Source organism: Saprospiraceae bacterium (assembly GCA_016709995.1).
Classification (GTDB): Bacteria; Bacteroidota; Bacteroidia; order Chitinophagales; family Saprospiraceae; genus JADJLQ01.
This window is the reverse complement of record JADJLQ010000001.1, coordinates 460,223-476,014: the sequence shown is the minus strand read 5'-3', so window position 1 is coordinate 476,014 and position 15,792 is coordinate 460,223. Positions and strand designations below refer to the sequence as shown.

Genomic DNA, 15,792 nt, shown 5'->3' with positions numbered 1-15,792 from the left:
ACTAGTCAATTGAAATATTTTACATGTTTACTACACGATACGTTAGAATTTATTATATGTTTATAAAATATTTTAGTACTTAAATTATAATCAAATATTAAGAACTAGTTCGAAACTGCTCCTGAATGGAGAAAAATTATTTATCACTTTTCAAATATTGTAGCCGATGAAGCTGTTTTATCAATTTAGGATACACTTATCTTTAGTTGTAAATGAATAGTCTAATATTATCACAAACTAAGGAGACATTTATGTCACCAGGACCAGGTATGTCTGACATGCTGCAAAAAGGATTACAAACCTATGTAGGTCCTATGGATTCCGGCTCCATCAATCATTTGTTAAGACGAACCCTTTTTGGGGTGACCAAAGCAGATTTTAGCCTTTTTCAAGCCAAAGGGGACTTATCTTCTATGATCGCAAGTTTGTTTAGCAAACCCCAGGTACCTGGCCCACCTATTGTAAATTATACCGATGGCAAAGACATTAAAGAACCAACTGTAGCCGATGGCAAAACCTGGATCAACGAAGCCTGGGATGATAAAATAGAGTACTACCGACTTTTATCACTTAAAACCTGGTGGATTAACCTCGCTTTATACGATCAAACCATTACTGAAAAAATGATCATGTTCTGGCACAATCATATTCCGGTCGAAATGGTAGGTGTGTTTCATGCTCGTCAGTCTTATGACTACTTAAGTACCTTAAGAAAACATGCTCTTGGAAATTTTAAGCAATTGGTCAAGGACCTTACCAAAGACCCTATGATGCTTTTTTATCTCAATGGCAACTCCAATGATAAAACCGCCCCGGATGAAAATTATGCCCGAGAGCTTCAAGAATTGTTTTGTATAGGCAAAGGTCCCAATGCTAAATTTACTGAAGAAGATATCAAAGCAGCTGCCAAAGTACTCACCGGCTGGAAATCAGATTATCTCAAACCTAAAACATTTTTCGCTGCCTGGGCACATGATACAAGTGATAAAAGATTTTCTTCCTTTTATGGGGAAACCATCATCAAAGGCAGGGCTGGCGACAATGGTATGACCGAAATGGATGAATTGATCGATATGATCGTAGGACATCCGGAATGTGCATTATATATTTGTCGGAAAATTTATACCTATTTTGTTTATCCGGAGATTTCTGAGCAGACAGAAATCAATATCATTCAACCTCTGGCCAAACTATTTAAAGAAAATAATTACGAGATACTGCCTGTGCTGCAGACCCTTTTATCCTCTGAACATTTTTTCGACCCTCTCCTCAGATTAGCGATGATCAAATCTCCTATGGATTATATCCTGGGAGCTAATCGCCATTTCCAAATGAGATTTCCTCAGGACCTTACTGAGTACAAATCCAAGTTTAAAGCCCAAACTGTTTTATATTACTTCCTTACATCATTACAACAGGATATTGGTGACCCACCCAATGTCTCAGGATGGCCCGCCTACTATCAATACCCGCAATTTGACAAATCCTGGATCAGTACCCACACGATTCACGAAAGAGGTAATCACTCAGAGCTCCTGGTTTGGTATGGGTATCAAATGGGTGATAAGGTCGCTACTATTGATTGGGTAGCATATATAGATAGTTACCCAAGAGCAGCAGATCCTAACTATTTAATTGAAGATGTGTTGAACACCCTCTTCACCACCAGTATAGACCCTAGTGTAAAAGTCCATCTAAAATCAATCTTGTTATCAGGTCAATTGACAGATTATTATTGGACCAGTGCATGGAGTGCATGGAAAGCTAATGTAAATGACACCATGTTTAGAAACACAGTCGAAATCAGACTCAAATTATTTTTTCAATATATTCTCCAGATGGATGAATTTCAATTAATGTAGTGGTCATGAAAAGAAGAGATTTTTTGGGAGTCGCAGGAGGGGGTATAATATCTTCATCCATCTTGAAGGATATTCATCGGCCCATGTCCAATAGTTGGTTTGATTGGTTCAAAACAGATACGGATCGGGTACTGGTCATCATCCAATTAGAAGGAGGCAATGATGGGCTGAATACTTTAATCCCGCTTGACCAATATGACCTGTATTCCAAAGCCAGATCTTCGGTGGCATTGCCTGCTGCAAAAATATTAAGCCTTAATACTACCAATAAGACCGGATTTCATCCAGCCTTGGACGAAATCCGTGGTTTGTATCATGAAGGTAAAATAAAATTCATTCAATCAGTAGGCTACCCGTCACCCAATTACTCCCATTTCAGATCGACCGATATTTGGATGTCTGGATCCGATGCTGATGAGATATTGAGTTCGGGATGGGCCGGCAGGTATCTTCAATACGAATACCCAAATTTTCCTACTGGATTTCCTAACGAAGATATGCCGGATCCATTGTCAGTAGAGATTGGCTATGGACAATCATTGACTTTTCAGGGCCCGGCCACCAGTATGAGCGTGACCATTGCAGATCCTGCTTCCTTCAATAAGCTCATCGAAGGAATAGAAACTCCCCTTCCCAATGACCTTTATGGGGAAAAACTGGGTTACGTACGCCTAATACGAAGACAATCAAACTCTTATGGCGAACGCATGAAACTCGCTTACAGCAAATCACAAAATAAAGTCAGCTATCCTGACCATAACCTGGCTGATCAGCTCAAAATCGTTGCGCGATTAATCGCAGGTGGATTAAAAAGTCGCGTTTATAAAGTAAGTATCTCAGGCTTTGACAATCATGCCAATCAAGTACTTGAGAATGATCATACTCAAGGAGAACATCATAATCTATTAAAGTCGATCTCTTCAGGAGTGAACGCTTTTCTCAAGGATCTTGAAGCACTGGGATTGCAGGATAGAGTCATCGGTATGACCATCTCTGAATTTGGCCGAAGGATCATATCCAATGCAAGTCGGGGTACTGATCATGGTGCAGCGGCACCACTCATGTTATTCGGTCATGCCATCGATGGAGGAAATCTTTTGGGTCAGAATCCGACCATTCCAAAAGAAGCTAAAGACTATGACAATATACCCATGCAATATGATTTCAGATCAGTGTATGGCAGTATCCTGGAAGAATGGTTTTGTGTCAACCAGGCTGATGTACAAAGTGCCTTGACCAAAACTTATCAAAAACTTCCAATCATCAAATCCAGCTTTGGCTGCCTGACCACACCTACCCACGAAGAAACTGTAAAAGCAGGTACCAATATTTTGAGCGTGAGCCCAAATCCTTTTGTCAATAAAATCTCCATCAAACTCCTGTCTGATGGCACCTATAGTATGGTTTCGATATTTAATCCTGGCGGCCAAATCATTGAAAACATCCACACCGGCAAACTGACTCCAGGATGGAATACTCTAGATTGGAATTCCGAAAACCTTCCTACAGGCAATTATTATGTCAGATTTCAGCAAGGCGCAGCCCAACAAGTAAAATTAATAGCCAAAGTGAGGGATTGAATATTAGATCTTAATATAGGAGACCTAATCTGTCTTGCAATACTGCCTGGATAGCATCATATTCCAGCAAAAATCCATCGTGACCGAAATCCGAATGTATTTTATCCAAGGTAGCATCAGGAATATAATCTGCCAACAATTTTTGTTCTGATAGTGGAAATAAAATGTCCGTATTGATACCTACTACTGCTGTTTTCGCTTTAATCAGGGAGAGTGCATGAGGTACCCCTCCCCTTTTCCTACCAACATGATGGCTATCCATTGCTTTACTTAAGGTGATATAAGAGTAAGGGTCAAATCGTTTGCTCAATTTTATTCCCTGGTACCGTTGATAACTGGATGATTTAAAACCATCTATTTTGTCTTCGTCTTCAGTCTGGGACAAATCAAATGTGATGTAATTTCGATAGGACAACATGGCAAGACCACGAGCAGCTTCGAGTCCCAACAAATTGATATTGCCCTGACTATCCATACCAGCCTCAATAGACATACGCTGTGCTTCATTAAAAGCTATCCCCCAGGGTGAGAAAACTGCATTACATGAAAGCAGGCAAATATTTTTAAATAAATATGGATCCGTAATCGCCCATTCCATGACCTGTTGCCCCCCCATGGAACCTCCGATACAGAGATGAATCTGACTGACGCCAAGATGGTGCTGTAGCAATTGATGCGCATGGACGATATCTCTAATTGTAATCAGTGGAAAATCAGATTTATATGCTTTTACTCCTCCAGCCGGAATGCTGGTTGGGCCAGTGGTACCATAACAAGAACCAAGATTATTGGCACAAATAATCCGATAACGAGCCGGATCCAGTAATTTTCCTTCACCTACCAGTCCTGGCCACCATTCCTGTGGGTCAGCATTGGCTGTCAGTGCATGACAGATCCAAACTACAGGTTGGCTCTTATCTCCTACATCGGTATAGCTGATGTCTACTGAAGACAAACTGGTACCACATTCCAAAGGAAATGAGGACAGGGAGCGAAAAGTTTTATTTTCAATCACAATCGGACGGCAAAAATATAAATCAATTAGCTTTGCGGCTAATTTTATTCTTTGAATGAAGATCAAACTAAGGAGACAAGGGCTGCCCCTGCATTTTGAAGCTGTAAACGAAGCCGGAAAAACGATGCATATGGATGCAAAAGAAGCCGTCGGAGGATCTGGCCAGGGAATGGGACCAATGGAAGGACTCATATCCGCTTTGGGTGGATGTAGCTCCATTGACATTGTACTTTTTCTACAAAAATTAAGACAAACCCTGGAGGATATCCATGTAGAAATAGATGCTGAAAGGGACCCGGATCAAGTGCCTTCTTTGTTTACTAAAATCCATGCTCATTATGACTTGTACGGTTCACTGGACCCTAAGCAAGTAGAAAAAGCTATTTCCCTGTCTATAGATAAGTACTGTTCAGTAGCGCAGATCCTAAAAAAGACCGCTCCTATTACCACATCCTTTACCATTCACTCGAAATGACAAAAAAACAATATAGAGACGAGACATTGGCTATTCGTGAACAATTGCAGCAGACTCAGCATGGTGAGCATAGTGCACCGATATTCCTCACATCCAGTTATGCCTTTGAATCTGCCGATAAAATGGCTGATGCTTTTGCAGGCAATCTGAACGCTAATGTATATTCCAGATATTCCAACCCTAATGTAGAAGAGCTGGTCAATAAATTCTGTAAACTGGAAGTGGCAGAAGCCGGGCTGGGTACTGCTACGGGGATGGCGGCTATTTTCAGCACCTTCGGTGGACTATTGGTACAGGGCGATCACGTTATAGCGTCCAGGGCTTTGTTTGGTTCGACCACTCAAATACTCTCCAATATCCTACCAAAATGGGGAATCACTTGCACCTATGTCGATCCGGTGGATGTAGATAGTTGGGATCAGGCTGTCCAAAAAAACACCAGGATGCTTTTTGTGGAAACCCCTTCAAACCCTTCCCTATCGATCACAGATCTTACCAAAGCCAAAGCACTCGCGCTTGCTCATAATTTGATCTTTGTGGTCGATAACTGTTTTGCGACTCCGATATTACAAAAACCGATGATTTTTGGGGCAGATCTTGTAGTACACTCCGCTACTAAATACGCTGATGGCCATGGTAGAGTACTCGGAGGCGTCATCGTAGGTAAAGCAGAACTGGTAGAAAAAATCACTTACTTCAACAGGCATACCGGACCTTCATTGTCTCCCTTCAATGCCTGGCTGATGAGCAAATCCATGGAGACCCTTTCTCTGAGAGTGCACGCTCATTCTAACCAGGCGCAGCTATTGGCGAATAATTTAAAAGGACTACCTTCATTGGATGCAGTGCTTTATCCGTTTAGCGCAGATCATCCTCAGGTTCAACTGGCCAGGACGCAGATGAAAGCAGGAGGAGGCATCGTCGGTTTAAAAATAAAGGGCGATATGGCTCGCACTTTAAAATTTATGAATGGATTAGATATGATCTCCATTTCTCCAAATCTAGGTGATACCCGGTCGATCGCTACACATCCCACCTCTTCTACTCACAGCAGATTGACTGAGGAGGATAGACTGGCTGTTGGAATTTCACCAAACCTCGTGCGGATCAGCGTGGGATTAGAACATATTGATGACATTACTGAAGATATAATAACTGCTTTAGAATTATGATAAAATATCGTTTCAAAACTATTTGGTATTTATGGATTACTGTGGCTGCCATTCTTGCCGGTTGTACCAGTGAATCGAGTTCAACTGATCCTGCTCAACGATTGGTGGATCAGGCAATCAAAGCCCATGGTGTGCAACTATTTGATCATGCCTCAATCGATTTCAAATTCAGAGACCGGTATTATAAATCCACCAGAACAAATGGCAAATACAGATATGAAAGATTTTGGGATGAAAACGGTGTACTCACTCATGATGAACTCACCAACAGTAATTTCAGCAGATTGATCAACTCAAAAGTTGTAAATTTAACCTCAAAGGACATTGACAAATTTTCTAATTCGGTCAACGCCATATTCTATTTTTTTGCATTGCCCTATAATTTAAACGACCCTGCTGTTATCAAAGAATATCTGGGGGAAGTGACTTTGATGGAACAACCATACGAAAAAGTCAAAATCTCCTTCAAACAAAATGAATCCGACAGAATGATTCATGATGACATCTATGTGTATTGGTTTCATAAAAAAAATCACACGCTGGATTATATGGGGTACTCCTATACTGAACCAGATGAGTCTGGTCTCAGATTTAGACAAGCCATCAATAGGAGGAAGGTAAATGGTATGATCGTACAGGATTATATCAATTTTAAACCTATTAATGATTCTATACCAATACCAGTACAAGACCTGGATATGGCCTGGGTAGGCAATCAACTGCAGGAATTGTCCCGAATCGTCAATGAATCTGTCAAAATCACTCCTAAAAAACCATAATACGTAATTAACTGAGGCTGCAGGGCAGTAATTGCAAGGGTCATTCGTTATAATTTTATGTATTTTTGGTCAACTTTCACAAATCAATAAAATGAGAATTGTAAGACTGGTGCTTTTATTTATTTTCTGTTCTCTTAACCATTTACTCGATGCTCAAAAAATTGATATCGCCCTGGTCGATAATTCCACCGAAATCAATGAGCTTTGCCCACTTTCGAGAATACGCTTCAAGCTGGACAGTACCGCTAAATCGCCTTATTCAGTTGTTGTAAAAATTGGTGGGAATGCAATTGCAGGTGTCGATTATACACATTCAATTCCAACAACGATCATTTTTGCTATCGGCGACTCCTCCAAAGATTTTGACCTAATGCCCATCTTCGATGGTATAGAAGAAGGCCTGGAAACCATTATCATTACTGCTTTAGGCCAAAATCAGTCTGCAGATACCTTGAATATCTCAATTAAAGATCATATCATCAAAATCCTTGGTGTCCAAGATAGTTTTAACCGTTGTTCTAATGAGCCATTCACTATTTCTACTACATCAGCAGAGAAAGCGATCCTGACCTGGAGTGCCCCGGATATGGTAAAGCCAGGTATAATTCCTGGCACCTTTATTATAAGCCCGCTGCGGACTACTGACCTGGTAGTAACGGGCACTTTAGGCGCCTGTACGGAAAAAGATACTATTCGAGTCGTAAGTCGACCCATAGGCGTCACACTCAATACTAAAGACACCTTATTTCTTTGCTTTCCTGCCACCTCCAGGTTGATAGCCAGTGTCACACCAGCCAATGCCACAGTAGTTTGGAGTCCATTGGATAGTACCAGCCAATTAATCAATGCTACCAACTTACAAATAGGCCCCCCTAAATCTGCACAATACATCGTCTCTGTTACAAGCGGGACATGTCATGCAGCGGATACTGTTTTCGTGAGGATGGATTCTCTAAGGGATACCAAAATCAATATATTTCCTAAAAAGGATAAATACTGTCAGGGAGACAGTATATTCTTTTTCAGTCAGGGACATCCAAAAGATTTATTTCCTAGCATCAAGCCCATGTGGAGCCCCTCAAATGGTTTTCAGACTCCAGCCGATACTTTTAACGCAATCCTGATGGCTGATAAAACAACCACTTACTTCAGGACGACTGTAAACAATGCTTGCCGACAAACTGATAGTGTTTACATCAAAGTAGTAGAGCCCTCTATCCCAGTAGGACCTGTGGATACTGTAGTTTGCCCTGGCACCACTGTACAGATCGTTTTCAATAAAGATTCTTCTGAATATAAAGATTTTAAATGGACAGAACAAGATGGTTTGATAAGCTGTGAAAAATGCCCTGACCCAAAGATCAAGGTTAATGGTATGCAGATGTATAAGGTCGAAGCTAAGAAGGATGGTTGTGATGCAACTACCGAGATTACTACCAATGTTTTTCAAAAACCGAGTTCAGTTAGGTTAGGAGCCGATGTACCCGCTCCATTTATTGCAGGAAGTACAATTAAAGTTTCGTTGCTGGGTACTGATCAGATGCGAGCAGTGAAGTGGTCAATAGATGGTACTACAGTCCCGGGAAATAGTCTTATAGCTACTTTGGAAAAAATAAAACCAGGAAATCACCCTGTAGTAGTGGAGGTCACTGACGCAAATGGTTGTATGTGGTCCTATAATTTCACTCTGGTGGTGGTATGTCCTCCCAGTGGTCTCTCTTTAACACGAACCCCGACCGGGGTGGTCTATGAAGGTACCAATGTCACCGTCAATGCAGTAGGTATCAGCAGCAATGTGACTGATGTAAAATGGAGTGTCAATGGAAATGGAAATGGAGAAAAATCTCTTACACTGCGTGATAAACCTAATCAGGCTGGTACAGTGGTATACCGATTTGATGCAACGGATGTAAATGGGTGCCCGATAGCGGCGACTATTTCAATTCAAGTGATTCCATGCATCTCGCCTGCTGAATTGAGAGAAAAAATACCCAATGCATTTTCACCAAACGGTGACATGAAAAATGATTTTTTCTTCTATTCAGATGGGGCTTTGCAAATTACTAAGTTAGTGATATACAGTCGCTGGGGGCAATTGGTGTATAATAATTCTGACCCCGAAAATGGCTGGGATGGAAAGGTCGGTGGTAGTGATGCAGCCTCGGATGTGTATCTCTACAGGATGACCTATATATGTGGAGATGGATCGCCTCAGGAAGTCAGTGGTACAGTTACCTTGCTTCGATAATCCTGCCTGCATCCTATGGACCAGGATAGAGAAAAATTTATCCTATGAAGAACCCTCTTTTTTTTTGCTTGCTTTTTTTGGCTTTATTAAATGCACCTCTCAAGGCGCGGGTCATTGGACTTGAAGGATTTGAAAAAACTAGTGTCATGGCTGGCCATTCCTTCGGTCCGGCAGGGTCTTATGAATATTTGACTGGGGTCATGATTTTTGGAATAGAGCCTAACCTTTCATCAAACAAAATGGTTTGTGATTTGGATCTGGCTCCAGTAGATCGCCGAGGCCTGGTCATCTCCAAATCAAAATTTATTGTACTTCAACCAAAAGATCCTGATAAAAGAAATGGCATAGCTTTAATAGAAGTCAGCAATCGGGGAGGAAAAGCCTTATTAAGATATTATAATGGAGCTTTAACGGGTCAGGTACGACCTAATGTGCCTTCAGATTATGGAGATGAGCATCTGTTGAAACAAGGCTATACATTGGTATGGTTTGGCTGGGAATGGGATGTGCCTCCTCAAGACAATTTTTTGAGATTAGAGGTGCCCATATTAAAAAATAAAGATGGTTCTCCTTTGACAGGGCCTGTTAGAACTGATTGGGTGATAGAACAGTCTGTATCAACCCTTAGTCTGGGACATCGGACTATGAAGCCGTATCCGGTAGCCGCATTTGACTCACCATTGAATTTGTTGACTTATCGAAATGCGATTGACGGGTATAAAACAGTGGTGCCCAGGAGTCAATGGAGCTTTTCTGTGATGAAAAATGGAGCGTCAATTAAAGATTCGTTCCACATAACACTAAAGGAGGGTTTTAAACCCGGATATATCTACGAACTAACTTATCAGGCCCAGGACCCGGTCAATGTCGGCCTGGGATTTACTGCCTTGAGAGATTTGGCTTCATTTATCAAATATGATCAGGACTGCCCTTTTTCTTGCAGATATACGCTGGCACAAGGTATTTCCCAGACTGGAAGGTTTTTGAGACACTTTATATACGAAGGATTCAATCGGGATGAATCGGGTCGCAGTGCAGTCGATGCGATGCTTATATATATGGCCGGGGCAGGAAGAGGTAGTTTCAATCATCGATTTGCCCAACCTTCCAGGGACGCACATCGATATTCAAGTTTTGATTATCCTACGGATCTTCCTCCATTTGCCAAGATCAATCCATACCCTTCTGAAGATACCAGGATCATGTATATCAATTCAGGTTATGAATATTGGGGCAGAGCTGCTTCTTTGATCCATATAGATATGCAAGGACATGATATCCCATTAAATAAAAATGAGCGCTATTATCATATATCCTCTATGCAGCATTATGCCGAATCAATGCCTGATAGCGCCAGAAAAGTATTCCCCCAATACGATTTTTTTAAAGGAAATCCACTCAACCCCTATCCTACCTATAAAGCCCTGATGATGCAAATGAAATCCTGGCTCTTAGATCGAATAGAACCATTAGATAATCAAATCCCTACGATAGCCTCCGGTACTATCACCCAGCGATTTAAATTTAAATTCCCATATATACCAGGCCTGGATCTCCCTATCGGTCCTTATACCCCATCACGGTTATTTTTTGGTCCCAGGTGGGCGAAAGACAAAATCATTGACCAAGAACCCCCAATAAAAGGTGCCACTTTTAAACCACGAATTCCAACAGTCGATGAATTTGGCAACGAGCAAGGCGGTATCAAATCTATTGAATTAAGGGTGCCAATAGCCACTTATACTCCGTGGTCTCAGCGATATGGACTCAAAAATTCCAGAGAACTGGATGATTTCAGAGGTCTGTTCATACCACTACCTTATTTCAAGGCTAACAGGACTACAAGAGATATGCGGCCAGTTATTGGGTCTCTGTATCCTGACAAGCTCACCTATCTGCAGAAAATAGATCAGGCCCTAGATGAACTCATCAAAGAAAGGTTACTCCTGGAGGAAGACTTACCCGCACAAAAAAGTCAATGTTCCAGGCTTTGGGATTGGGTATCAGAGTATTATAAAAACAAACTTTAATTACATCAAGCATCGCCCGTCTCTCTGCGCAGTTTGTCTACTTGGGTGCGCCACAATTGTTTTTGTTCTTCCACCTCATCTATCCATGCAAAATCAAAGATTTCCAGAATAGTCTCGTCTGTAATATCGGCAGTGGTCAATCGGAATTCAAAAAATTCGTCTTCGTCTTCGCCATCCAACCAAGTGAATCTCAATCTTTCATCTTCGATATCATCAATCAGTTCAGCCACTTCCGTACTGCCTTTCCATGAAAAAGTAAAGTACTCACCAGTGATATCCACGGCGTCACAAAACCATCTGACCAAAGCAGAAGGAGTCGTCATGAATTGGTACACGATGGTAGGAGATGCTTTTAATAAAAAATCCACAGAGAATAATACGCGTTTGGTAGGTTTGCCGTACCGCATCAATATTTTTTCCTTATTGACAGGTCGGGCATAGGAGACAGCAGGCTTCTGCTTGGGAACTACTTGTATTAATTTTGCAGGACCCTTGCCACCACCTGGGCCAACTTTAGATTTCGGGGTTTTAGGTCTGCCTGAAGGATATTTTGATGGTGGTAACTCAACCACTGGAGCAGGTTTTCTCTTTCTGGGCCTACCCTTTCTACCGCCAGAACTCAGCCCCCCCGGTCTTGGAGTGGGGCCAGCACCCGGCTTGGCTATGACAGCTGGTTTGATATTTTTAGCCTGGGCCACTGGTTTGGAAGTGGCCATAGGGGCTGGTTTAGCAGTGACCTTTGTGGTAGGTTTTACAGCCGTTTTGGGCTTGGAAATGGCTTCTTTTTTTGCAGAAGGGGCTGATTTGGCACTTTTAATGCTCTGAACAGCTGGCGATTTCTTCACGGAAACTCCAGAAGTCTTGGGGACTTTTGAGGATTTCGTTTTAGTTTCCGTTTTTTTCATATAGGATAAATAATTAAATGGATAAAATGCAAATGAAAAACAATTTTTTGAATTGTGCACTCAATTGTAACAATATTTGAAATAAAAATAAACAATTGACTTTTAGATTATTATCAAATCTCATTAATCTTTTATGAGAATCTGTAGAAAACCCTATCTTTGTGCTCTTAATCCAAGATTCGGATTACGATATTTAATTCTGTATATTTAATTTACTATAAACTATTTGTTTTAAATGAGGCAGTTAAAGATAACAAAATCTATAACAAATCGAGAAAGTCAGTCTTTAGAGAAGTATTTGCAAGAGATCGGCAAAGTAGATTTGCTCACTCCTGAAGACGAAGTGACTCTGGCAAAATTGATCAAGCAGGGTGATCAGGCTGCATTAGAGCGTCTGACCAAGGCTAACTTGAGATTTGTGGTTTCTGTCGCAAAACAATACCAAAATCAAGGTCTTTCACTCAGCGACCTTATCAATGAGGGCAATCTTGGCCTCATAAAAGCCGCTCAACGATTTGACGAAACCCGAGGATTTAAATTTATTTCCTATGCGGTGTGGTGGATCCGTCAGTCGATTTTACAAGCTTTGGCAGAACAATCTCGTATTGTCAGACTTCCTTTAAATAAAGTTGGGTCTTTAAATAAGATTAATCGTGCGTTTTCTGAACTTGAACAACAATTTGAGCGAGAACCCTCTCCTGAAGAGCTGGCAGCCATCCTGGAGATCCCAAGCGAGGAGGTAGAGACCACCCTTGGAGTAGCGGCACGGCATGTATCCATGGACGCTCCTTTTATAGATGGCGAGGACAATACTTTATTGGATGTATTGGAGAATATAGGTACACCCTCTACAGATAATTCTTTAGAATACCGGGAATCGCTTAGAAACGAAATAGAGCGCTCACTAGGCACCTTGACTGATCGTCAGGCTGATGTAATCAAGCTTTATTTTGGTATCGGTGTCGAGCATCCTATGTCATTGGAAGATATTGGCGAAAAATTTGGACTTACCCGTGAACGAGTTCGGCAGATAAAGGACAAAGCCATCAATAAACTACGCACAGCCTCCAGAAGCAAGCTACTTAAACATTACCTGGGAGCCTAAACCTCGGATTTTGTCGTTAAACATCAGGTATGCCCAGATGCCTGTTTATACTTTCCGCTAAGGAGATCAGCGTCTCTGTCCGTTGCACTCCCTGGATAGACTGGATACGATCTGTGAGTACCTCTTTTAAGTCTTTGGTATCTCTGCAGATGACTTTAACAAAAATACTGTAATTGCCTGTGGTATAATGGGCTTCCACCACTTCAGGGATTTTATTCAATTGCTCTGTCACTGAATCATACATAGAGCTTTTATCCAAAAAAATGCCAAGAAATGCGGTCACATCATACCCTAACTTATGATAATCAACTTCCAGGTATTCTCCTTTTACTACCCCTAACTGAATCATTTTCTTCATACGTACATGGACCGTGCCAGCTGACACAAAAAGCTCCTTAGCTATATCAGAGTATGCCTGGCTGGAGTCAGCCATTAATTTGGACAAGATTTTCCTGTCGAGATCATCTAAAATTTCAGCTTTTTCTGTCATGTAGTCTAGCTAAGGGTTTATATTTATAGATTTGCATTAGAATATGGCTGATAAAAATAGTCTAAAAAAATATGAAATACTGCAGCCCCTCTTATTGGCCCTGATGGTAACAATAGGAATCCTGGCAGGCCGTAAAATAGAACAGTCTTCTACCCCAGAGGCAAAAATCAAAACGACCACTACTACCTTGTCAAAGCCAAACTCCGGTTTTTTAGAAGAAGCTACCCGATTTATCCAGGCTAGATATATTGATTCAATAAACATTAATGATGTATCCGAAATGGCCATTAGCTCCATGCTGCACGAACTGGACCCTTTTTCAGCTTATCTTTCTGCCCAGCGTCAATTATTAGACAGTGCACTGTCCATCGAAGAAGCTTTTGGTATCAGCGTAATCAATCACCACCACACATGGTTGATAGATCAGGTAGTGCCTGGCAGCGTGGCCTGGGATATGCCGATTGCACCGGGGGATCTGATCGTGAGAGCAAATGACTCCATGACAAATGCTTCCATACTTCAGTCCTGGCAATCTCCTCAATTAAAACTGGAATTGAAGGCTCCGGATCAACACAATTCCACCCTTGTCACTTTACCTCGTTCCAACCCTACTGAGATAAATACGGTATTCCCTGTTGCTATACTAAAGGCCGGGATTGGGTATATCAAAATCAAACACTTTGGTGACCATACCTATGATGAATTTATCACAGCTCTCGATACTTTGATTTCTAAGCATAAAGTAAAGGACCTGGTATTGGATCTTCGAGACAATGCTGGTGGTTACATCGAAGAGTGCACACGCATACTCAATCAATTGTTTAAAGAAAAAAATACATTGTTAGTTGCGACTCAGGGACGAACGGTACGAAAAGCTGAATACAAAACAGACGGCAGACAGCTGTTTGACCTGGAAAAAGTTTGCATCCTGGTCAATGCAAGGTCTGCTTCAGCAAGTGAGGTATTTGCCGGCGCCATTCAGGATCTGGACAGGGGAATTATCATAGGCCAACCAACCTATGGAAAGGGATTAGTGCAGGAACAATATATGCTATCTAATGGGGGTGCACTGAGATTGTCTGTGGCAAGATTTTATTTACCTTCTGGCAGGAATCTCGATCTTTCAAGGTCTGAAAATATGATTTCAAAGCAGTATTTGACTAAGAATGGACGAAAAATCGCAAGATCTCCAAATATAATTCCGGATATCATAGTTGCCTTGGATACGACGCTGGCAATACCTGGTTGGCTATCAATTAAACCGACCATAACAGCTGAAATATTTAAACTTAAGTTGGATCAACGATCAGGTACCTTCAATCCCAAAAGCACCAATGAGGTTGAAAATAAAATAATTCGGGCTACTGGTCTAAATATCAATAAATTAAACAAAACCCAACAAGCCTTTTTGACCGAGGAGATCACTCAAGCCTGGTATCTGGCGGGAAAAGAATATTCCAAATGGCTGAATCAACATTTATTGAAGCAGCCTGAGATCCAGTCAGCGATCTCCTATTTGAAATAATCAGACTCGAATAAAATCTAACTCGCCATTGGGATCACATCGGACCATGACAGATGGTGACCTTTCTTCTCTGGAATCCCTACGATAGGTGCATATAAAATCCACTTGCTGTAAAATATCCGATTGCACCTCACCAAAATATTTAGGGAAAGGTTGGCCAGATAAATTAGCTGATGTAGATGTTATAGGCCTGCCTAAAGCCTCAATGAGTTGTATACAATACGGATCAGTACAGATTCTGATGCCAACAGATCCATTTTTAGCTCTAAGGTAACTGGGTATGCCCATCACCTGATCGTATATGACCGTCAATGGCTGGCCATGTACATTGAGCAGGTTTTCGAGCCGGGGGTGGATATTGATTGCATAAGATTTTAACATATCTATTGATGACACTAACAAAATGAGGGGCTGCCAGCGCTCTCTTTTTTTTAAACTATAAATCTTTTCAACAGCTTCCTGATGCAATATGTCACTACCCAGTCCCCAAATGGTGTCCGTAGGATATAATATAACCCCTCCATCCAAAAGTATATCTACCGCTGTGTTAATCTCTTCTGTCCAGTTCATTTCTTATCAAGCCATTCAAAAAATAATAATTTAAAC

Annotated in this window: 13 protein-coding genes; 9 read left to right on the top strand and 4 right to left on the bottom strand. The window is 41.3% G+C overall.

Annotation, left to right across the window (positions count from 1 at the left end; genetic code table 11):
- Positions 1-212 precede the first annotated feature (212 nt).
- Together IPJ09_02015 and IPJ09_02010 are read left to right on the top strand one after the other, a co-directional pair.
- Positions 213-1,862: a DUF1800 domain-containing protein gene (locus IPJ09_02015; GenBank protein MBK7370219.1), complete on the top strand. Its 1,650-nt coding sequence runs from the start codon at positions 213-215 to the stop codon at positions 1,860-1,862.
- Positions 1,863-1,867: 5 nt separating this feature from the next.
- Positions 1,868-3,442: a DUF1501 domain-containing protein gene (locus IPJ09_02010; GenBank protein MBK7370218.1), complete on the top strand. Its 1,575-nt coding sequence runs from the start codon at positions 1,868-1,870 to the stop codon at positions 3,440-3,442.
- 10 nt (positions 3,443-3,452) lie between these two features.
- On the opposite strand, the gene metX is transcribed toward IPJ09_02010, so the two are convergent.
- Positions 3,453-4,454 carry a homoserine O-acetyltransferase gene (metX, locus tag IPJ09_02005; GenBank protein MBK7370217.1) on the bottom strand — a complete coding sequence of 334 codons (1,002 nt, stop codon included), beginning with the start codon at positions 4,452-4,454 and terminating at the stop codon, positions 3,453-3,455.
- 58 nt (positions 4,455-4,512) lie between these two features.
- Here metX and IPJ09_02000 point away from each other — a divergent pair, with 58 nt between their 5' ends.
- From IPJ09_02000 to IPJ09_01980, 5 genes are all read left to right on the top strand, one after another.
- The gene (locus IPJ09_02000) at positions 4,513-4,932 is read left to right on the top strand and encodes an OsmC family protein (GenBank protein MBK7370216.1); all 420 of its coding nucleotides are present in this window, start codon (positions 4,513-4,515) and stop codon (positions 4,930-4,932) included.
- Positions 4,929-6,104 carry an aminotransferase class I/II-fold pyridoxal phosphate-dependent enzyme gene (locus IPJ09_01995; GenBank protein MBK7370215.1) on the top strand — a complete coding sequence of 392 codons (1,176 nt, stop codon included), beginning with the start codon at positions 4,929-4,931 and terminating at the stop codon, positions 6,102-6,104. Before IPJ09_02000 ends, IPJ09_01995 begins: the two co-directional genes overlap by 4 nt.
- Positions 6,101-6,883: a hypothetical protein gene (locus tag IPJ09_01990; protein MBK7370214.1), complete on the top strand. Its 783-nt coding sequence runs from the start codon at positions 6,101-6,103 to the stop codon at positions 6,881-6,883. Before IPJ09_01995 ends, IPJ09_01990 begins: the two co-directional genes overlap by 4 nt.
- Before the next feature lie 91 nt (positions 6,884-6,974).
- A complete protein-coding gene (locus IPJ09_01985) occupies positions 6,975-9,131 on the top strand; it encodes a gliding motility-associated C-terminal domain-containing protein (protein ID MBK7370213.1) in 2,157 nt (718 codons plus the stop codon).
- A 44-nt stretch (positions 9,132-9,175) separates the two neighbouring features.
- Positions 9,176-11,161 (top strand): hypothetical protein, encoded by a 1,986-nt coding sequence (locus tag IPJ09_01980; protein MBK7370212.1) that lies wholly within the window; start codon positions 9,176-9,178, stop codon positions 11,159-11,161.
- Positions 11,162-11,166: 5 nt separating this feature from the next.
- Here IPJ09_01980 and IPJ09_01975 read toward each other — a convergent pair whose 3' ends face one another.
- Positions 11,167-11,568, bottom strand: a complete 402-nt coding sequence (locus IPJ09_01975; protein MBK7370211.1) for an activator of HSP90 ATPase 1 family protein — start codon at positions 11,566-11,568, stop codon at positions 11,167-11,169.
- Between the two features lie 733 nt (positions 11,569-12,301).
- Here IPJ09_01975 and IPJ09_01970 point away from each other — a divergent pair.
- Positions 12,302-13,171 carry an RNA polymerase sigma factor RpoD/SigA gene (locus IPJ09_01970; GenBank protein MBK7370210.1) on the top strand — a complete coding sequence of 290 codons (870 nt, stop codon included), beginning with the start codon at positions 12,302-12,304 and terminating at the stop codon, positions 13,169-13,171.
- 16 nt (positions 13,172-13,187) lie between these two features.
- Here the strand turns inward: IPJ09_01970 and IPJ09_01965 are convergent, their stop codons facing one another.
- On the bottom strand, positions 13,188-13,661 hold the full coding sequence (locus tag IPJ09_01965; GenBank protein ID MBK7370209.1) for an Lrp/AsnC ligand binding domain-containing protein: 474 nt from the start codon (positions 13,659-13,661) through the stop codon (positions 13,188-13,190).
- A 103-nt stretch (positions 13,662-13,764) separates the two neighbouring features.
- On the opposite strand from IPJ09_01965, the gene IPJ09_01960 reads away from it, so the two are divergent.
- Positions 13,765-15,186 (top strand): hypothetical protein, encoded by a 1,422-nt coding sequence (locus IPJ09_01960; GenBank protein MBK7370208.1) that lies wholly within the window; start codon positions 13,765-13,767, stop codon positions 15,184-15,186.
- On the opposite strand, the gene IPJ09_01955 is transcribed toward IPJ09_01960, so the two are convergent.
- Entirely contained in the window at positions 15,187-15,756 is a 570-nt protein-coding gene (locus IPJ09_01955; protein MBK7370207.1) for a threonylcarbamoyl-AMP synthase, read from the bottom strand.
- Positions 15,757-15,792 lie beyond the last annotated feature (36 nt).